15 protein-coding genes are annotated in these 18,634 nt (G+C 69.0%); 7 read left to right on the top strand and 8 right to left on the bottom strand.

Annotation, left to right across the window (positions count from 1 at the left end; genetic code table 11):
• Window positions 1–161: 161 nt before the first annotated feature.
• Window positions 162–2,639 (bottom strand): GH25 family lysozyme, encoded by a 2,478-nt coding sequence (locus D7W81_RS29120; protein WP_120558663.1) that lies wholly within the window; start codon window positions 2,637–2,639, stop codon window positions 162–164.
• 110 nt (window positions 2,640–2,749) lie between these two features.
• On the opposite strand from D7W81_RS29120, the gene D7W81_RS42520 reads away from it, so the two are divergent.
• Window positions 2,750–4,888 carry a DUF4082 domain-containing protein gene (locus D7W81_RS42520; protein WP_158621711.1) on the top strand — a complete coding sequence of 713 codons (2,139 nt, stop codon included), beginning with the start codon at window positions 2,750–2,752 and terminating at the stop codon, window positions 4,886–4,888.
• A gap of 42 nt (window positions 4,889–4,930) precedes the next feature.
• On the opposite strand, the gene D7W81_RS29130 is transcribed toward D7W81_RS42520, so the two are convergent.
• Entirely contained in the window at window positions 4,931–6,334 is a 1,404-nt protein-coding gene (locus D7W81_RS29130) for an APC family permease (protein WP_120558664.1), read from the bottom strand.
• Window positions 6,335–6,355: 21 nt separating this feature from the next.
• The gene (locus D7W81_RS29135) at window positions 6,356–7,756 is read right to left on the bottom strand and encodes a DUF3943 domain-containing protein (protein WP_158621712.1); all 1,401 of its coding nucleotides are present in this window, start codon (window positions 7,754–7,756) and stop codon (window positions 6,356–6,358) included.
• A gap of 240 nt (window positions 7,757–7,996) precedes the next feature.
• Here D7W81_RS29135 and D7W81_RS29140 point away from each other — a divergent pair, with 240 nt between their 5' ends.
• The 3 genes from D7W81_RS29140 to D7W81_RS29150 all read left to right on the top strand — a co-directional run bounded on the left by D7W81_RS29140 (window position 7,997) and on the right by D7W81_RS29150 (window position 10,539).
• On the top strand, window positions 7,997–8,827 hold the full coding sequence (locus D7W81_RS29140) for an endonuclease/exonuclease/phosphatase family protein (RefSeq protein WP_244227501.1): 831 nt from the start codon (window positions 7,997–7,999) through the stop codon (window positions 8,825–8,827).
• The gene (locus tag D7W81_RS29145) at window positions 8,818–9,498 is read left to right on the top strand and encodes a hypothetical protein (RefSeq protein ID WP_120558667.1); all 681 of its coding nucleotides are present in this window, start codon (window positions 8,818–8,820) and stop codon (window positions 9,496–9,498) included. The genes D7W81_RS29140 and D7W81_RS29145 overlap by 10 nt, the downstream gene beginning before the upstream one ends.
• 78 nt (window positions 9,499–9,576) lie before the next feature.
• On the top strand, window positions 9,577–10,539 hold the full coding sequence (locus D7W81_RS29150) for a hypothetical protein (RefSeq protein ID WP_147445653.1): 963 nt from the start codon (window positions 9,577–9,579) through the stop codon (window positions 10,537–10,539).
• Between the two features lie 16 nt (window positions 10,540–10,555).
• On the opposite strand, the gene D7W81_RS29155 is transcribed toward D7W81_RS29150, so the two are convergent.
• Both D7W81_RS29155 and D7W81_RS29160 read right to left on the bottom strand, forming a co-directional pair.
• Entirely contained in the window at window positions 10,556–10,969 is a 414-nt protein-coding gene (locus tag D7W81_RS29155) for a hypothetical protein (RefSeq protein ID WP_147445654.1), read from the bottom strand.
• An 86-nt stretch (window positions 10,970–11,055) separates the two neighbouring features.
• Complete coding sequence (locus D7W81_RS29160) at window positions 11,056–11,460, bottom strand: RidA family protein (protein WP_120558670.1); 405 nt, start codon at window positions 11,458–11,460, stop codon at window positions 11,056–11,058.
• A 113-nt stretch (window positions 11,461–11,573) separates the two neighbouring features.
• Here D7W81_RS29160 and D7W81_RS29165 point away from each other — a divergent pair, with 113 nt between their 5' ends.
• The 3 genes from D7W81_RS29165 to D7W81_RS29175 are packed head-to-tail and all read left to right on the top strand — an operon-like array spanning window position 11,574 to window position 14,786.
• Window positions 11,574–12,488 (top strand): LysR family transcriptional regulator, encoded by a 915-nt coding sequence (locus D7W81_RS29165; protein WP_120558671.1) that lies wholly within the window; start codon window positions 11,574–11,576, stop codon window positions 12,486–12,488.
• A gap of 50 nt (window positions 12,489–12,538) precedes the next feature.
• The gene (locus D7W81_RS29170) at window positions 12,539–13,810 is read left to right on the top strand and encodes a DEAD/DEAH box helicase (protein WP_120558672.1); all 1,272 of its coding nucleotides are present in this window, start codon (window positions 12,539–12,541) and stop codon (window positions 13,808–13,810) included.
• Window positions 13,811–13,856: 46 nt separating this feature from the next.
• Window positions 13,857–14,786, top strand: a complete 930-nt coding sequence (locus tag D7W81_RS29175; RefSeq protein WP_244227502.1) for an RluA family pseudouridine synthase — start codon at window positions 13,857–13,859, stop codon at window positions 14,784–14,786.
• A gap of 11 nt (window positions 14,787–14,797) precedes the next feature.
• On the opposite strand, the gene D7W81_RS29180 is transcribed toward D7W81_RS29175, so the two are convergent.
• From D7W81_RS29180 to D7W81_RS29190, 3 genes are all read right to left on the bottom strand, one after another.
• Window positions 14,798–16,351, bottom strand: coding sequence for a choice-of-anchor Q domain-containing protein (locus D7W81_RS29180; protein ID WP_158621713.1), 1,554 nt, complete (start codon window positions 16,349–16,351; stop codon window positions 14,798–14,800).
• A gap of 285 nt (window positions 16,352–16,636) precedes the next feature.
• Window positions 16,637–18,064 (bottom strand): carotenoid oxygenase family protein, encoded by a 1,428-nt coding sequence (locus D7W81_RS29185; RefSeq protein WP_120558674.1) that lies wholly within the window; start codon window positions 18,062–18,064, stop codon window positions 16,637–16,639.
• Window positions 18,065–18,092: 28 nt separating this feature from the next.
• A complete protein-coding gene (locus D7W81_RS29190; protein ID WP_120558675.1) occupies window positions 18,093–18,548 on the bottom strand; it encodes a hypothetical protein in 456 nt (151 codons plus the stop codon).
• Between the last annotated feature and the right edge of the window lie 86 nt (window positions 18,549–18,634).

The following is an 18,634-nucleotide window of genomic DNA, read 5'->3' on the forward strand; positions in this document are numbered from 1 at the left end:
CCCCAGCCGAGCAGGGTCCCGGGCGTCATCCAGGCGAGCCTTTCCCCCACCGTGGGCCCGGACGGAGGCGGCTTGCAGGTGAACGGCGTGTTCTGAGCTCCGAGGGCCGGCTCCTTCACTGCTTCAGGAGCCGGCCCGCGCGCGGGTGATGCGCTGGAGCGTCAGTCCAGGAGGTTCGCCAGGCCCGCGTACGTGTTGGGGCCGGGGATGCCATCAATCGGCCCGGCATAGCCGCCCCGGTTCGCCAGGGACTGGAGCACCTTGTAGGTGTTCGTCCCGGGGACTCCGTCGATGGGCCCCGTGTACCCCGCGCCGCTCAGGAACGTCTGGAGCCCGCGCCACGAGTTCACACCCGGGGCGCCATCCGCGGGGCCCATGTACCCGCCCAGACGCGCCACGCGCTGGAGCGCCGCGTAGGACTGGGTGCCCATGACACCGTCAAGGGGCCCCGTGTACCCGAAGCCCCGCAGCACGGTCTGGACGCCCTTCCAGGACTGGGCGCCCATGGCACCGTCAAAGGGGCCCGTGTAGCCGCCCTTCGCGGCCAGACGCTGGAGCGCCGCGTAGGACTTCGTGCCCATGACGCCATCCACGGGCCCGGAATAGCCATAGCCGCCAAGGACCTGCTGGACGCCCTTCCACGTGTTCGTGCCGGGGGCGCCATCCACCGCGCCGGTGTACCCGCCCGCGCTGGCAATCCGTTGCAGCGTCACGCCCTGGGCCTGGGTGACGGGCGGCACTCCGCCGGAGGACCCGTCCAGGTACGCCTGGATGCCATTGTAGGTATTGGGCCCGGGGACGCCATCGATGGGGCCCGTGTAGCCACCATCCTGCGCCAGCAGTTGCAATCCCTTGTACGTGTTGAGCCCCGGAGCGCCGTCGGCGGGGCCCGAGTAATACCCCAGCTCCCGCAGGACCTTCTGGACGCCCAGCCAGGTGTTGGCTCCCGGCACGCCGTCGATGGGACCGGTGTAGCCGCCCCGGCGCGCCAGGTTCTGCAGGACGGTTCCTTGTTGGACGGTGATGACGGGCGCTCCTCCTCCGCCAGAGCCGCCTCCGGGGATGGCCGTGGGCGGAGGGGGCGTCGCGCCCAGCGGGGGTTGGGTCAGGCCGGCGAACGCGGACAGCTTCGCGACGTTCAGGTCGAGGGGAATGCCGTTCTGGTTGCCGGAGGACGTGTACTGGTGGATCTCCCACGTCGGCCAGGCCGTCCCCACGGACGGGTTGCCCGGCGTGCCCGTGTAATGGGCAATCCAGAGCTTCGAGCCCACGGCCTGCGTCTGGGGCCAGGTGTTGGCCTTGAGCAGGCTGGAATACGTGTACAGGAACGGGGCCTTGCCCAGCCGCGTCTTGACCGCCTGCATGAAGCTCGCGGTCAGGGCGTCGTTCCAGAAGATGCCGTCGTCGATGGCCTCGTTGTCGAGCACCAGCAGGTCCCCTGGCCGGTGGTCGTACAGGTGGTCCACGAAGTACTGCGCGTCGCCGGCGGGGTTGTACGAGCCCGCCATCCAGTAATGCCCCACCAGGAGCCCGGCCGCGCGGGCCCGGGCGACCTGCTGGGCGTAGTAGGGCGCCACGTAGAGCGGCGAGACATTGGAGCCGCCCGCCTTGACGATGGCGAACTGGTAGCCGGCGCTCCGGATGGCATTGAAGTCCAGGTCCCGCTGCGTCGTGCCGACGTCAATCCCATACACTCCGCTCATCCCGGACGGAGGAGGCGTCCCGGGATCCTGAGCCAGCCAGGCATTGAGCCCCGCGTACGTGTACTGGCCCGGGAAGCCATCCACGGGGCCCGTGTACCCGCCGAGCTGGGCGAGCCGCTGGACTCCCTTCCAGGTGTTCTCCCCCGGCACGCCGTCGATGGGGCCGGAGTAGAAGCCCTTGCCGGTGAGGACCGTCTGGATGGCCTTCCATGTATTGACGCCGGGAACGCCGTCCACCGCGCCCGTGTAGCCGCCCCGCTGGGCCACGCGCTGGAGGATCTTCCCCTCGTCGATGCTGACCTGGATGCCCCCGGAACCTCCGCCGCTGCCGGTGCCTCCTCCACTGCCGGTGCCGAGCACGTTGCGGATGAGCGGCGCGGGGTCGCTGACGTTCTCACCGAACGCGCAGTTGTTCGTGGTGCCCCGGGTCATGTGGAGGTGGGGCCCGGTCCACGCCGAGCCATGGGCATCTCCAGCGCCCGCCACGTAGGCGATGATGTCTCCCTGCTGGACGGTGTCGCCCACCGCGAAGCGCGTCCGGATGACGTGGGCGTACCCGGAGAAGTCGCCGGGAGCGGACTCCACCGCGATGGTGTGTCCCACGATGGAGGAGTACTGGACGCGGCGGACAACGCCCGAGCGGAGCGCGGGGATGGCCTGGCCCGCGCTCGCGTAGAGGTCGAGCCCCCGGTGGCCTGCGGGGCCGTAGTAGGGGCCCGTGACGCCGAAGCGCGTCCCCCACCGGGACTCCCCGTAGAAGGCCTGCACGTTGGCCGGTGCAAGGGCCTGCGCTTCCTGCACCACCCCGGCCGGGAGCCCGGAGTCCTCCGTGTCCAGGCCTCCACAGGCAGTCAGGACAACAAGGCCCCACAGCAGCGTCATGGGGGAAGAGACGAGGCGCCGGATGAAGCGCCCTGGACGGGCTCGGGTATTCATATGACTCCTGGGGACGGGCAACTCGATTCAAAGCAGTTTTAGCATGAAAACGTGACATCCTTGGCGGCGGTGGTTTCCCCCCGCCTCTGGTTCCTCCCAGGAGATGTCACATGCATTGCTCCCGCTTCCGGCCCCACGGCCTGCTCTGGCTCCTCGCGCTGGGTTCCCTCACGGCCTGTGTTGACGAAACGCCCGCTGAAACGGGTGAGCTGACCCAGGCGGTCGACAGCGAGGTCAGCATCTTCGGCGCGGGCACCGTCCCCGCATCGAGCGTGGATCCGGACATCGCCTCCGTGGAGCTGGGCGTGAAGTTCCGCGCCAGCGTCCCGGGCGTCGTCTCCGGCATCCGCTTCTACAAGGGCAGCTCCGCCAACGCGGGGCCCCATGTGGGGAGCCTCTGGAGCCGCACCGGCCAGCGGCTCGCGACCGCCACGTTCACCAACGAGACGGCCACCGGCTGGCAGACGGTGCGCTTCACGACGCCCGTGAGCATCACCGCCAATACCACCTACGTCGCCTCGTACCTGGCGCCGGTGGGGCGCTACTCCGCCACGGGCGGCTTCTTCAACGGGCAGGGCGCGGCGAGTGGCCCCCTGACGGCGCTGGCGTCGGGCATGGATGGCGAGAACGGCGTGTATGTCTATGGCAGCGGTGGCTTCCCCACGCAGAGCTACAACCACAGCAACTACTTCGTGGACGTGCTCTTCACCTACAGCCCCGACACGAGCGCTCCCACGGCACCGGGGGCTCTCGCCGCCACGGCGCCGTCACCGGGAGCCATCCAGCTCACCTGGAGCGCGGCCACCGACAACACGGGCGTGACGGGCTACCGCGTCTTCCGAGGGAGCACGCAGGTCGCGGTCGTCTCCGGTGGCACGCGGAGCTACCTGGACACCGGGCTCGCGCCGTCCACGTTCTACACGTACACGGTGAAGGCGCAGGACGCGGCGGGCAACGTGGGCGCCGCCTCCAACGCGGCCTCGGCCACCACGCAGCCGCCTCCCGCGGGCGGCGGGCTGAGCCTGCCCCGTGTGCCCTGGGAGGGAGGCCCGCCGTTCTACGCCGCCTGGCCGGCGATGGCGGGCACGCCGTGGCTGACGGAGGACTTCTTCCCCATTGCCTACTGGGGCGCGTACACGGACACGGAGTCGCGCATCACCACGGACAAGGCCCATGGCATCAACACGTTCCTGGAGACCTATGCCGGCAATGCCTCGTCGGCGGGCTGGATGCGCAAGCACGGCATCTGGAACCTCGCGGGCTCCGGCACGGGCGGGGAGGCGGTGGGCGCCACCTTCCCGGACGAGACGGACATGTGGGGAGGACCGGGGTGGGACCCGTGGACCGGCAACTACGCCGGCTATGACGTCTGCCTCCCGGATGATCCGCGCCGCTGCGGCTTCACCATCTACAACACCGAATACGCGCGGCTGAACAACCCGTCCGCGTTCATCTACGCGAACGTCGGCAAGGGCGCCCTGATGTGGTGGGGAGACCGCGACCGGGAGATTGCCCTCAATGGCGCGGCCGGGCCGGACAGCCGGGCGAACTGGCGGCTGGGCATGGTCACCGGCGACATCTACTTCTACACGGACGGCAACATCGGCGCGGAGGCCGTCAACTGGTTCGGGATTCCCGCGAGCGAGGTGCGGCGGGCCTCCAACTACGGCGAGGTCCTGATGACGAACCTGCGGACCACGTCCGGCGCGGGCAACAACGGCAACCCTCGCGCCGCGCTCGGCGTCGTCGTGGAGCTGGGCGGACAGGCCACGGGCAGCGTCATCAACGCCAACCAGGTGGAGGGCGCCGTCTGGTCCACGCTCATCCACGAGGCGCGCGTGGTGGCGTACTTCTCCCACGTCTTCTCCAACACGGCGGCGAACCCGTCCACCACGGACGTGCTCAATGACACCCGGCCCGCCTGGCAGGCCACTCGGGACCGCGTGAAGGCCGTCAACGCACAGGTGCAGTCGCTGGCCCGGGTGCTCAACACCCAGTCCTACGTGTGGCAGTTCAACCCGAAGCTGAGCACGATGCTCAAGTTCCGCGACGGCGCGGCGTATGTCTTCGCGATGCAGAAGCGGCAGTACTCCAGCGGGACCTATACCTTCACGCTGCCGCTGGAGCTCCCCGCGAGCGGCACCCTCGAAGTGGTCGGCGAGGGCCGCACGCTGGCGTACTCCGGCGGCACGTTCACGGATGCGTTCGCCGCGGAGTACACGCACCACATCTACCGCATCGTGAGGTGAGTCCCCGGGCGGGGGCCCCGCGGCTGACGGGGTGGCTCCAGGTCACGGAGCGCCCAGCACCGCCGGGGCCGCCTGCCGCCGCGTGCGCCTTCGCCAGTACAGGAACACGGGCACGCCCGCGCCCAGCAGCAACGCGCCCTTGAGCGCGTTGAGCGGGTTGGAGGCCGTCGAGCCCAGCAGGACGTACAGCGCGGCCGCGATGAAGAGGAGCGGGGTGACGGGATATCCAGGCACCCGGTACGCGGCGCGGGGCACCAGTCCCTGCCGCTCGCGCGCGCGGTAGACGAACAGCGTCGCGGCCGTGGCGCCGAAGACGAGCCAGTCCGCGAAGACGACGTAGTCGAGCAGCTCTCCGTACGTGCCCGTGCCCGTGAGCAGGATGGCCCAGCCCGCCTGGAAGAGGATGGCGTTGGAGGGCGTGCGGTAGCGCGGGTGCAGCCGGGCCATCCAGGGGAAGAACAGTCCATCCGCGGCCATGGCCTGGTAGACGCGCGGCGAGACGAGGATGACGAGGTTGAGGAATCCAAAGGTGGAGAGGGCGACGCCCACGGTGATGAACGTGCGGCCCGCCGGCCCGATCAGCTGACCGAGCGCGTCCGCCGCCGGGGCGCTGCTCGCCGCGAGCCCCGCCGCGCCGAGCGTGCGCAGGTAGGTGACGTTCGCGAGCAGGTACACCGTCACCACGCCGATGACGCCGAGCAGCAGGGCGCGCGGCAGGTTGCGCTCGGGGTTGATCATCTCCTCGGCCACGAAGTTCGTCTGCTGCCACCCGCCATAGCTGAACAGCACCGGCACGAGCGCGGCTCCCATCGCGAGCACCAGGGAGTCGGGCGCCTGGGGCGCGGCGGCTGCCTCCACCGCCGCGGGATGGGGGCTTGCGAGCAGCAGGCCCGCGCCCACGAGCACCGCGAGCGCCAGCAGCTTGAGCACGGTGAAGACGTTCTGCGTGAGCGCCCCGGGCCGCACGCCGAAGTAGTTCACCCCGGAGAGCAGGAGGATGGCGCCGACCGCGAGCGGGAACCGGAAGCCGGCCCCCAAACCGGTGAACGCGAGCGTGTAGTTCGCGAAGGTGACGGCCACCGCGGCAATGGCCCCGGTGGCGATCATGAGCATCAATCCCCACGCATTGAGGAACGCGGGCAGCGGTCCAAAGGCATCGCGCAGGTAGACGTAGCTGCCGCCCGCCTTGGGGCTGCGCTGCCCCAGCTCCCCGTAGATGAATGCGCCCAGCAGCGCCACGACCCCGCCGAGCATCCACACGCCCAGGGTGAGCTCCGGCGTGTGCACGCGCTGCGCGACGATGGCCGGGTTGAGGAAGATGCCCGAGCCGATGATGCCTCCAATGACGAGCATCACCCCCGAGAAGAGACCGACCCGTCGCGCATACCCGTCGCGAGGCGTGTCCGAACGGGCTCCGGCGTCATCCGGGGGAGGGGAGGGGCTCATGGGCCGCCGAGCATAGGGGGCTCAGTGCCATGACACGAACACCTGGAACCGCGGGGTCTGCTGGGGGTCGCGCTTCTCGTTGGAAATGAGGCTGTCGCGCCGGAAGAGCTGGAGGCTGCCACCTAGCCCCAGCCCTCGGAAGACCGGGATGTCCGCATGGAGGCGCCCCTCGTGGATCAGGTGGTCCTTCACCACCCCGTCCAGGGTGTGGATCCATGACGTCTCCAGCTCCACGCCGAAGTACTCCCACGGCCAGGAGCCCAATGCGGCCCGCAGCGTGACGCCCACCCCGGGCCCGTAGTCGTAGCCCCGCTCGTTGGTTTCGGAGGGGTTGGTGGAGATGGCCGCGAGCGCCACTCCCCGCAGGTCCAGGGCCGCGCGCACATCCATCGTTCCCGTCAGCACGTGGCGGTAGAGCAGGCTCCCGCTGAAGGACTGCGCGCCCACCTGGTAGGTGCCGATGTCCACGAAGTCGTAGAACTGGTACGCGCCCAGCAGGACCTGCCACCGGGGCCGCTGCACCAGCGAGGTGACCGCGAGCAGCCCCTGCGCGTCGGCCTGGCCGAGGAAGTGGCCCTTGCGCAGGATCAAGCTGGCGTCCACCGAGAAGCTGTCGAACGGCTTGCGGAAGTCGTCGACGAACGGGTCGCCATGGCGCATGCCCAACCCGACGACGAGCCGGCCCGGGCCTGCTTGCCCCCCAGCGGCATCTCCCTCCTGGAGATACCCCGCCCGCCCGAAGCCGGCGAAGTGGGACGGCGTCCACTCGCGCGGCGTGGGCCCGACCCGCCACGCTTCGCCCCGGACGACCCGGCTGAAGCCGCGCCCCGGATTGAGCAGGCCCGCCGCCACCTCGCGGCCGGTCCGCTCCCAGCCCGTGGAACCGTTGTCCAGAATCATTGAGGACAACCGGTACAGCACCTCGCCGACGGCGAGACCTCCGATGCTGGTGTTGATGACGTCGTTGGCGGACGGGGGGTTGTTCTCGCCGAACACCTCCCACTGGAGGCTGCCGAGGAAGGTGAGGGGGGCGGCCTCCCAGTAGCTCAAGCCATTGTCGCGCCCGATGTTGTAGTAGATGCCGCCGTGGTACGGGTGGTCGAGCTGGTTGGCGGTGAACTTGTCCGCGTCCCACTCGAAGCCGCCCGTCAGGTTGCGCCCCCACGTCTCCGGGCTCACCTCGGCCCAGTCGCGCTTCCGGATGAACCGGTTCACCGACCATATCGCCGCGTTCGCCGCCGTCACCTCGCCGAGCGCCCGCCAGACATGCCGGCGCGGAGGGGCCATCTCCTCTCCCTCGGGAGCGGCTTCCTGGCACGCCACCCCTTCGGCCTTTGGCGCGGGCTCCCGCTCGGCGAGCGGCGCATCCGCGGGGAAGCCGTGGGCGTAGGCCGGGAAGGCAGCGGCAAGCAGCAGCACCACCATTGTCCCCACCGCGAGGCCCCACCTCTCGTGCGCCGGAACCAAGGGTGCGACGGGCCTGCCCCTCCTGCCATCGGCCCTGGAGCCTGAAGGGACCGTCGGACGCGGAACGGTTGCCTCCTCCCTGCTCGAATCACAGAGCAATGGAGGGGCCAGGCGAAGGCCGTGCTGCATCCCGGATGCCTTGACGAACGGAATCTTGGGTTCCCCGCACCGTTCAAGTGCGGGATGAGTCAGTCATTGAGACCCAAGAACGCGCTGCCGTGGGCGCTCCTCCTGCTCGCGCTCCTGACGGCGTGCCCACAGGCGGAGAACTACGCCGATGAAACGGGACCCCGATACAGCGGAGACCATCGGGCTCCTGGCCCCGTCGCCACGGAGAAGCCCTCCTCGGTCTCCGTCGTGACGTTCAACCTCTCCTTCGCTGAGCAAGTCACCGAGGCGATAACGGCCCTCACGCGACCGCCGCTCGCTGGGGCGGACGTCATCCTGATGCAGGAGATGGACGCGACCTCCGTGGACCGGATCGCGAGGGAGCTCGGGCTCGCCTACGTCTACTACCCCGGCTCTGTCGCGGTGGATGGGGATGACTTCGGGAACGCGGTGCTGAGCCGGTGGCCCATCACCGCGGATTGGAAGATCAACCTTCCCCATGACGACCCCTACCGCCAGCAGCACCGCATCGCTGTCGCCGCGACGCTGGACATCCAGGGGGCCCCCGTCCAGGTGGTCTCCGTGCACAACGCGACCCCCATCGTCGGGCTCGGCGCCCGGCTTGATCAGGCGGAGTCAATCATCGACGCGCTGGAAGGAACGGGGCCGTTGCGAGTCATTGCTGGCGACTTCAACACCTCTGACCCGGGGAGCCTCAAGCAGACCGTGAAGCTGTTCTCGGAGCGGGGATTCCAATGGGCCTCGGAAGGAGTGGGGGACACCGTGGACTCCGTGATCGGCGGCCTGCCGCTCGACTCCGTCTTCGTCCAGGGGCTCTCCCCGGTGGAGCGCGGCGTGGACACGCGCCCTGCTGGGAGCGATCACCATCCCGTCTGGGTGCGTTTCGCATGGCCGTAATGACAACGAGGCACGCCATCCGGGCCCTGTGGCTGGGCGTCGTTCTCGTCATGGCCCCGGGTTGCATGAGCGGAGCGCGGAACCTCGGCGCGGCCACGACCCCCGTAGGGACGACCGAGGTCGGTGTTTCACTGAACACGATCGCCTTCGAGCGCGGCCGGGAAAGGGCATATCTGCCCAATCCCGAGCTCACCTTCCGCAAGGGGGCTGGCGAGAACTGGGATTGGGGCGGCCGCCTCACGTTGCTGGGCCTGGAACTCGGGACCCGGCATCGGCTCGCCGAGCGCTCCCGCTGGACTCTGTCGGTCGCCCCGAGCGCGGGCCTCTGGTACGTGCCCGTCACCAACAATTCCACGGAGCCCGTCAACCTGCGCCTCGGGGCGCAGACGCTGCTCGACTATCGGCTCAGTCGATCATGGACCGTCACCGGAGGCGCCTCGCTGATGGGGACCTTCGCGGGACCCCTCACCGTCTTTCAGGGCAGGTTCAACGGCTCACACCTGCTTGCCTCGCCTGGCGGTTCGCTGGGCGTGGCGTTCCGTCTGCGCCCGAACCTGGAGCTGCGAGCAGAGGGCGGCCTGGAGCTTCCGTTCGACCTGAGAGAGGGCCGCCGGCAGGTGACGGGGTATGCCGGGCTGACGCTCCGCTGGCGACGCGCCGACGGTCGATGACGGCGCGGGACGGGAGGCGCGAGCATCTCGGCTAGCATGCCCGCTCCGGAGCACGTCCGTGCCGGAAGGAGCGCCCCCGTGGCAACCGTTGATGGCATCAGCCCGACGTTGCATGCCCTGGAGGTCGAAGGGCCCCTGTCGGGCGTGATGAGCGCCCTGGCGGTGCTGCCGGAGACCCAGAAGTCCCGCCGCTTCTGGTACCGCGTGAGGACCCGGCTGGCATCCCTGGCGCGTCTGGGGACCTTCCTCCTCTGTATCTGGGTGGCGGGCACCGCCGACGGGCCCCTGGACGTCGTGGCGGGTGTCCTGGCCGCAGTGCTGGGGTTCGTGCTGTGGTTTCGCAGGCTGCTTCCCAATCCCTTCCACGCGGTGGGCCACCCTGGCGACGAGCTGAACCGCCGGCCGGAGCTGGTCCTCCGGGTCCTCCGGCGCCTCAAGGCGGACCTCGCACCGGACGCGCCCGTGCGCCTGCGGTTTCGTCCCGACCCCCGTCCCCAGGGGCCAGGGTCGAGCTTCTACGAGATGAAATTCACCCGGAAGCCTCCACCGGATGTGCTGGACCCATGGCTGCTGCTGGAGACACGGCTGATGGACGGCGCACACCTGCGGCTGAGCGCCGTGGAGCGCCGCAGGAACAAGGTCAGCACCCGTGGCCGTCGCAAGAAGACCAAGGAGTACGACACGCTGTTCCTGGACGCCCTGCTTCGCGTGAAGGCGAAGCGGCATCCCCAGCTCGCGGCGCTCCCGGAGGACCAGGCCCGGGAGGCGGTACGCCTTCCGCCCGGCGCGGCGCTCCAGCGGCTGCGCATCAGCGGGGAGCGGCTCCGGCTCCGGATCCGGGTGGAGGAGGGCTGGCTTCCCCATGTCCCGAAGGATGCGGCGGGCGAAGGGGCTACGGCCCCGGACGCGTCCCGCGCGGTGATCATGATGCTGCTGAGCCTCTACCAGATGCTTCACCTCGCCCGGATGCCCCCGGCCCCCGTGGCGGTTCCCAAGCCGTCGCGGCGCCGCGGGAAGTCCCGGCGCCGCCGCTCCGGTTGAGCGGCAGGACTCCACTTCAGAACGACGCGCTCCACGTGAGCGTGGCGCCGTCTGGAGTTGGCGCGACGCCCAGGTCGGTGAGCAGGGCCACGGCGCGGTGTTGCCGCTTCCACTCGACGTAATTGTTGTGGCGGCTGATGCCTACGAACAGGAGCGGAAGGCCCACGGCCGCGAGGGCGCCTCCAATGGCCAGGGAGGAGCCAAGGCAGACGTCCTGCGTGTCGCGGGGAATCATGCTGGTCTTGCAGAGGGGCGAGGTGAGCAGGTTGACCGCCCCCACGCCGGTCAAGATGCTGCCGGCGACAAGCATTCCGGTGCCCGTGGGGGGCGGCTTGCCGTTGAGTGGGTCGAGCCCGCCGTCCTGGGCCAGGGCGGAGGTGGAGGTGAAGGTGACAGCCACGCTCACGAGCACTGCGAGAGGAGCTTTCATGAGACAAGCAGAGCGTAAGGGCAAGCACGACGTCAAGCGCACCCATTCCCGTCCATTTCCCAGGACACCTCTGGCGCTCGGTGGGCTCAGTCCAGGATCGCGGTGGCTTCAATCTCGACGAGGACGCCCGGCTCGAAGAGCACGGAGACCCCGATCAGCGACGCGGGCGCCGGTGTGATCCGCGACTCCCTGGCAACCTGCTCGATGCCAGCGAGGAACTCGGGCATCAACTCGCGCTTCCAGTCGACCACGTAGAACGTCAGCCGGACCACGTCGCTGAACGTCGCCCCAGCGGCCGCGAGGGCGATGCCGACGTTGCGGTAGGCCTGCGCCACCTGTCCAGCCAGGTCACCCCGTGCGACGAGTTGACCATCCGCGTCATACGCAACCTGCCCCGCGATGTGCACCTGCCGCGTGCCGGTGGAGATCGCCACCTGCCGGTACACATCGGTCTTCATCAATCCATCGGGGTTGAGCAGGGTGACGGGCATGGAGGATCTCCAGAGGGCAGGGCGGGTGAGGCTTGCCGGACCTGTATACCGGGCGCATTGACGAACGGCGTTCCCCTCTCAAGCGACGCGCTCGCTACAATCGAACGCCATCGATGAACCGCGCCCCGCTGGATGAGATCTTCGCCTTCATGTCCGTCGTGGACGCGGGCAGCTTCGTGGGCGGCGGCCAGGCCCTCGGGCTGACGCGTTCGGCCGCGGGCAAGGCATTGGCCCGGTTGGAGTCCCGCCTGGGCGTGCGCCTGCTCAATCGCACCACACGCCACCTGAGCCTCACCGACGAGGGCCGTGTCTTCCATGAGCATTGCCTGCAAGTCCTTGCGGCCCTGGACGACGCGGAAGCCAGCGTCGGGCAGCGTGCGGGCATTCCCCGGGGGGTTCTCCGGCTCACGCTGCCCGACGCATTCGGCAGACGTCGCGTCCTTCCCCTGCTGCGGGACTATCTGCGGGCCTGGCCCGACTTGCAGGCGGAGGTGAGCTTCACGGATCGCGCCGCGGACATCATCGAGGAGGGCTACGACCTGGCCGTGCGCATCAACGCGACCAGCAGCGATACACGCCTGGTCTCCCGCATCGTGGCCCGGCACCCGGTGTTCGTCTGCGCCGCGCCCTCCTACCTCAAGGCGCACGGCGAGCCCGGCACGCTGGAGGAACTCGCGACGCATGAGTGCCTGCTCTTCAGCAGCCGGACGCGACGACAGCCCTGGCTGCTGCGCCAGAAGGGCGGCTCCCCGGTGAAGGTGGAGGGACGAAGCCGCCTGCGTCTCGACAGCGGCGAGGCGATCCGGGACGCGGCCGTCGCGGGACTGGGCATCGCCTACCTTCCCGGCTTCCTGGTCGACGAAGACCTGGCGAGCGGGCGGCTCCAGGCGCTGCTGCCGTCTTGCGAGACGGAGTTCGTCCCCATCATGGCGATCTACCCGAGCAAGCGTCACCTGCCGGCCAAGGTGCGGCGCTTCATCGACCTGATGGTCGAGCAATGGAGCGCGAGTTCACCCGCTCCGGGGTGATATGGCTCGCGGGGACTCCAGCGCTTCGTGTCACCCAAGGCTCCTCTCCCATGACCTTCGCTTCACTCGGCCTGTCGGACGCGCTCACCCGTGCCGTGGCCGAACTCGGATACGACGAACCCACGCCGGTGCAGCGCGCGGCCATTCCCGTGGTGCTGCGCGGCGGCGACATCCAGGCCTCGGCGAAGACCGGCTCGGGGAAGACCGCCGCGTTCCTGCTGCCCCTCCTGGAGGCCCTGCGGGCGCGCCCGGGTGGGGCGGTCCGGCCGGTGCGGGCCTTCATCCTGGTGCCCACGCGGGAGCTCGCCGCGCAGATCGTTGACGCCATCCAGCAGTATGGCCGTCACCTGAAGAAGCCGCTGAAGACCTGCCTCGCGGTCGGTGGCGTCTCCGCGAACCCGCAGATGCTGGCGCTCCGGGGCGGCGCGGACATCGTCGTGGCCACGCCGGGCCGCGCGCTGGACCTCGTGGAGCAGAACGCGCTCCGCCTGGGGCAGGTGGAGACGCTGGTGCTCGACGAGGCCGACCGGCTGTTCTCCCTGGGCTTCGCCGACGAGCTCAACCGCCTGCTCGCGCTCCTGCCCGGGCGCCGCCAGAACCTGCTGTTCTCCGCCACGTTCCCGCCCACCGTGCGCACGTTCGCGGAGCGGCTGCTGCACGAGCCCACGCGCATCGACGTCGACGACGGCGAGCTGCCTGGCGCGGACCTCATCGTCCAGCGGGCCCTCCAGGTGGACGAGCCCCGGCGCACGATGCTCCTGCGGCACCTGCTGGAAACCCACGCGTGGTCCCACGTCCTCACGTTCGTCGCCAGCCGTTACGCGGCGGACCATGTCGCGCTGAAGCTCAACCGCGCCGGCATCCCCGCGACGTCGCTGCACGGAGAGCTCAGCCAGGGGGCCCGCATGCGGGCGCTCGAGGACTTCAAGGCGAAGCGCGTGCGCGTCCTCGTCGCCACCGACGTCGCCGCCCGCGGCCTGGACATCGCGGGACTGCCCGCGGTCGTGAACTACGACCTACCCCGTTCGACCGTGGACTACGTGCACCGCATTGGCCGCACGGGGCGTGCGGGCGACCAGGGCGTGGCGATCAGCTTCGTCAGCGCGGACACCGAAGCCCACTTCCGGCTCATCGAGAAGCGCAACCACCTCACCGTCGCGCGAGAGCAGGTGGCGGGCTTCGAACCCGTGGAGACCGCCACGCCCGCCGCACCACCGCTGGATCCGAACGGCGGCGTGAAGGGGCGGCGCAAGAGCAAGAAGGACAAGCTGCGCGAAGCCGCCGCAGCCGCCGCTGCCCATCCCCCGAAGCGCAAGCCGTAGCGCCCTGCATCCCACGAACGAGGCGGATGGGGCGTAGAGTGGCGGGGTGCAACCCAAGCCCGCCTCCAACGCCGGCCTGAATGACGGCTATGTGTACCGGGACCGCATCGGTGCGGGTGACGCGGGCCGCACCGCGCTTGCCTACCTGACGGACAGGTACCGCCACTCCACCGAGGACGAATGGCGTGCGCGCTTCCAGCGCGGAGAGGTCCAACTGGACGGCGTCACGGTGGCCGGTGACGCGCTGCTGAGAACCCAGCAGGAGCTGTGCTGGCACCGCCCGCCCTGGTTCGAGGCGGAGACGCCGGACAGCTTCGAGACGGTGTACGAGGACGCGTCCGTGGTCGCGGTCGTCAAGCCTGGTGGGCTGCCGACGCTGCCCTCCGGCGGCTACCTCAAGAACACGCTGCTGTCCTTCGTGCGGAAGCGCTGGCCGGAAGCCTCGGCGCTCCATCGCCTGGGGCGGGCGACCTCCGGGCTGGTGCTCTTCTCGCGCACGCACGAGGCGGCGGCGCGGCTGTCCCGCGATTGGAGGGAGGGCCGCGTGGAGAAGTGCTACCGCGCGCTCTCGGACGGGGTGGCGGCCCAGGAGGACTACGACATCCACGCGCCCATCGGGCTGGTGCCTCACCCGCTGCTGGAGGCGGTGCACGGCGCCAGCGCGAAGGGCAAGGCGTCCCACAGCCACGCCGTCGTCCTGGAGCGGCGTGCCGGGCAGACGCTCTTCGCGGTGCGCATCCACACGGGGCGTCCCGAGCAGATCCGCATCCACCTGGCGTACATCGGCCACCCGCTCACGGGCGATCCGATCTTCGCCGTGGGAGGACTGCCCCGTGAGCACCTGCCCGGTCTGCCGGGAGACGGTGGCTACCTGCTCCACGCGGAGACGCTCGCGTTCACGCACCCGGTTTCGGGAGAGCGTCTGCGGCTGTACGCCCCTCCGCCGCCCGAATTGAGGACGGCGGAGGAGCGCTGAACCGCGAGGCGCTAGTTCTGCAGGGTCTGCGAGACGGTGCTGTTGTCACCCGCGGCCGACAGCGTCGCTCCCGGGTAGAACAGCTTGTACGACGCCGCACCGCCATGGAATGCGCCGGTGTCGAAGCTGCCGGTGAAGGCCGTCTTGGTCTCGGCGTAGGTCCAGCCGGTCGCCGTCTCGAAGCCCGCGTTCGTCACGGTGACGCCGTTGATCGCGACGTCATCGATGTTGACGGAGATGGGGTAGTTCGACACGCCCGCCTTGCTGATCAGCCGGAACTGCAGGTTGAAGCTCGCCCCGGTGGGGTTGATCGCCACCGAGTGTGACTGCCAGGCCGTGCCGTCCGCCGTGACGTCGCTCTCCCACACGACCACGCCATTCACCAGCGCCTGCTTGAACCAGTATCCAGAGGTCGGTCCCGCCACGCTGTCCTTCTCCCAGAACGTGAGCACCTGGCCCGGCGTGGAACCGCCATATTCGTAGGCTCCGATGTCATGGAGGCCGTCCACGGGGCGGGGATTGCCGTCCAGGTCGACGGAAGGCGCGAAGGCCGGGGAGCCCGCGTTGATCGCCAGCGATCCCGGTGCCAGGTGGAAGTCCCCTCCCGCCGCGTTCACGAACTGCGGAGGCGCGATGACCGTTCCGGTGTGATTGGCGCCAGGGCTGAAGTGGTAGTGGGTGTTCTGGTACACGAGGTTGTTCGTGTACGTGTTGTGTGAACCGGTCGCTCCCTGGAGGGAGATGCCGTAGTCGTTGTTGACGACGATGTTGTTGGACACGTCCACGTAGTCAGCGGGGCCGCTGTATTCGTAATAGTTACCGCCGCCCACGATGATGCCCATCCAGGTGTTGTAGATCGTGTTGTTGGCGATGACGACCTCGTGGGCGTCATGCCAGAGATGGATGCCTGCTCCAGCGGTGTTGTTGTAGGAGAGGTTGTTCGTAACCGTGGCGCGGGTGCTGATGTAGATGTTCTGGATGTATTTGCAGTTGTAGCCGATGTCGTGGACCTTGTTGCGGGTGACCACCGTGCCCGTCATGAGCCCGGGAATGGCGGTGTCGACGATGTTGATGCCGGAGCCGCCTCCGCTATTGCAGGGCTGATTGGAACCGTTGGCGATGTGATGGACGTGGTTGTTGCTGATCGTGACATACGAGCCCTGGTTGAGCAGGGCGTTGGGCATCTTGGTGCCCGTGCCATCGAACTCGAACCCGTCGATGTCGACGTAGGCGCCCCGGTTCTCCCAGACGATGCCCGTCGTCGCCGTGGTGTTCGGCGGAACGATCCTGGCCCTGGCTCCGGTGGCGGGGTCCGTCTCGGAGACGTAGCGGATGCGGTCGGTGGCCGTTCCGCTCTTGGTCGTCAGGAAGCTGGCGCTGTAGGTCCCTGGCGCGACATGGATGATGGCGCCGGGAGTGGCGGCTTGTGACGCCCTGAGAATCGTTTTGTAGGGGCTGCCGGACGAGCCATTGCCCGTCGAGTCATTTCCCGTGGTCGCCACATAGAGATGGCTGACCGCCGCGTGTGCGGGGGACGCCAACATCATCAAGCCGAGGCCGGCCATCAAGGCCAGTCCACGCCGAGGCTCACCGCTGAGAACTCCACTGAGATGCATGGTTTGACTCCCTGGTGATGGCAATGCCGCACACGGGATGCGCAAGCGCATTCTCAGTGTCTGGCATTTGGGAGTAAAGCATGAATTAACATTTGTTCTTGAATTGCATGTCTAGCGGATAATTTGATATGTGTGAGATGAAACGAATCCGTAACAACCCAGGACACGAAAAAGCCCCGCCTCCCCGGGAGTGCCGGAGAAGCGGGGCAGGGGGCCATGAAGGTCCCCCTGGCTTCAGGCGGGGACGAACTGGCCGTGGAACGTGGGCGGCAGGGCGTGTTCGAAGTGGCAGCGCGCCACGGGCCCCGCGTCCAGCCGTTCGGCGTCCAGCACGGCCACATGGGTGGTGTCCGTCTTCGCGTCGAAGACCTGGGTGAGGACCCAGCCGTCGTCCTCGGCCCGCGAGCCGGGGCGGGGCACGAAGACGGCCTCGGAGGGGTACTGGCCCGCCTCCAGCGCGGCCTTCGTCACGCGGCCGGTGCCCAGGTCCAGCCGCACCAGCGCGTCCCAGAGGCCACGCTGGGCCTGCTGGGTGGAGTGCGCGCCCAGGTAGGCCGTCTGGTACGGCCGGCACGCCACGCTGGGGGCGATGCGGGGGAACTCGCAACTCAGGTCCATCATCGGCTCGCTCTTGAACGTGCGGGCCTTCAGGTCGATGACCGCGCGGTGGAGCATGCCGTCCGCGTCGGTGGACGGAACGCCGTGCACCAGCGCTCCCAGCCACTGGTTGGAGGCGAAGTCGGGGTAGCGCACGTAGTCCACCACCAGCGTGTCGCCGTCCTCGTACGCGTTGGAGAAGTGCCAGTTGTAGAAGTTGTCGGCGGGGATGCGGATGGGATGCGCCACGTCGTCGATGGGCACCACCAGCACCTCCGCCGCCGCGCCCTGCTTGAAGGAGACGTTGTGCGCGAACGCGCCGATGCGCAGCAGCATCTTCAGGATGTCGATGCGCATCGCCGGCAGGAAGAAGATGAAGTGGCGGTCCGTGACCATGTAGTCATGGACCATGGTCGCACCGGGCAGCGGTACGGACCCCAGGTGCCGCGCCTTGCCGCCATCCGGCATGGCGTACAGCTCCAGCGTGTTCACGCGGCCGTGGTGCTGGCCGAAGTTGTACGTCGTCGCCCGCGAGGGGACGCGGTGGGGGTGCGCGGAGAAGGACTTCAGCACGGCGCCGTCGAGGTCCGACTCGCCCAGGGTGGACAGGTCCTCCGGAGACAGCTCCACGGGGAGGTTCGGCTCGTGCAGCGCGAACAGCCGGCCGTTCCACGGCAGCAGCGCCGTGTTCGCGTTGTTCTTCTGGGGGTTGAGCAGCTTGTTTCGCAGCGGCACGGGCATGGAGTAGCTGCCGTAGAGCTGCCGGCCCGCCTTGCGCTCCGTGACCATGGTGCGCGAGTCCACGAGCCTCGCCGCGCCCTGGACGCCATCCGGCCCGAAGCGCACGCCCATCACGCCACCGTCACCGTCGAACCAGTGCTGGAGCGGGACGCCGTGCACGTCCATCGTCCACGCGCCCACGCGGAACAGCGTCCCGCGGAGCCCCTCGGGAATCCGTCCCTCCACCCGCAGGGGCTGGAAGGCATGCTGACGGGAGATGTTGCGGAAGGCCCGCTTCCAGTCCGGAAGGGGAGGGGAGGCCGGCTGCGGCGTCGCGGTCGTCATGGCGGGTCCGGGAGGTATCGGCGGAGGATCAGGGCGAGGGCTGGGCGACGACGGCCTGCTGTCCGCGCGCCTCGGCTTCGTCACGGCGCAGCCCCATGAGCGTCCACATGGCGCCGCTGAAGTCGATGCAGCCGAAGAACGTGACGATGGGATCGCACAGCCCCATGGCCGTACAGATGATGAGCACCATCACGATGAAGGTGCGCCCCATCACCGCCCAGACGAAGAACTGGCGCATGTCCAGGATGGCCGCCTGATGGGACATGAACGACATGGACACCAGCAGCGCGCCCGCCAGCCGCATGAAGAACAGGTTCCCGTCCGCCGCCCCGGGAGCAATGCCCATCACCTGGAGGAACAAGCCGGGCACCAGCAGCAGCGTGAAGGCGAGCGGGATTGTGTAGTAGACCCAGATGTACATCGAACGTCCCGCGTGGCTCAGCGTGGACAGCTTCGGGAACACCTTCGGTGCGAAGAGCATCATGGGAACTCCGGGGTGGTCGTGAGGCGGTGCCCGGGAGCGTAGTGGAAATCCCAGGTTCCGCGCATCCGGGGGAGGGGACCCGGGGC

It is taken from the genome of Corallococcus aberystwythensis (assembly GCF_003612165.1).
GTDB lineage: Bacteria > Myxococcota > Myxococcia > Myxococcales > Myxococcaceae > Corallococcus > Corallococcus aberystwythensis.

Bases quoted from the DNA above. Each gene is read 5' to 3' on its own strand.
- D7W81_RS29120 (WP_120558663.1), bottom strand. From the start codon at position 2,639: ATGAATACCCGAGCCCGTCCAGGGCGCTTCATCCGGCGCCTCGTCTCT.
- D7W81_RS42520 (WP_158621711.1), top strand. From the start codon at position 2,750: ATGCATTGCTCCCGCTTCCGGCCCCACGGCCTGCTCTGGCTCCTCGCG.
- D7W81_RS29130 (WP_120558664.1), bottom strand. From the start codon at position 6,334: ATGAGCCCCTCCCCTCCCCCGGATGACGCCGGAGCCCGTTCGGACACG.
- D7W81_RS29145 (WP_120558667.1), top strand. From the start codon at position 8,818: ATGGCCGTAATGACAACGAGGCACGCCATCCGGGCCCTGTGGCTGGGC.
- D7W81_RS29155 (WP_147445654.1), bottom strand. From the start codon at position 10,969: ATGAAAGCTCCTCTCGCAGTGCTCGTGAGCGTGGCTGTCACCTTCACC.
- D7W81_RS29160 (WP_120558670.1), bottom strand. From the start codon at position 11,460: ATGCCCGTCACCCTGCTCAACCCCGATGGATTGATGAAGACCGATGTG.
- D7W81_RS29165 (WP_120558671.1), top strand. From the start codon at position 11,574: ATGAACCGCGCCCCGCTGGATGAGATCTTCGCCTTCATGTCCGTCGTG.
- D7W81_RS29170 (WP_120558672.1), top strand. From the start codon at position 12,539: ATGACCTTCGCTTCACTCGGCCTGTCGGACGCGCTCACCCGTGCCGTG.
- D7W81_RS29180 (WP_158621713.1), bottom strand. From the start codon at position 16,351: ATGGCCGGCCTCGGCTTGATGATGTTGGCGTCCCCCGCACACGCGGCG.
- D7W81_RS29185 (WP_120558674.1), bottom strand. From the start codon at position 18,064: ATGACGACCGCGACGCCGCAGCCGGCCTCCCCTCCCCTTCCGGACTGG.
- D7W81_RS29190 (WP_120558675.1), bottom strand. From the start codon at position 18,548: ATGATGCTCTTCGCACCGAAGGTGTTCCCGAAGCTGTCCACGCTGAGC.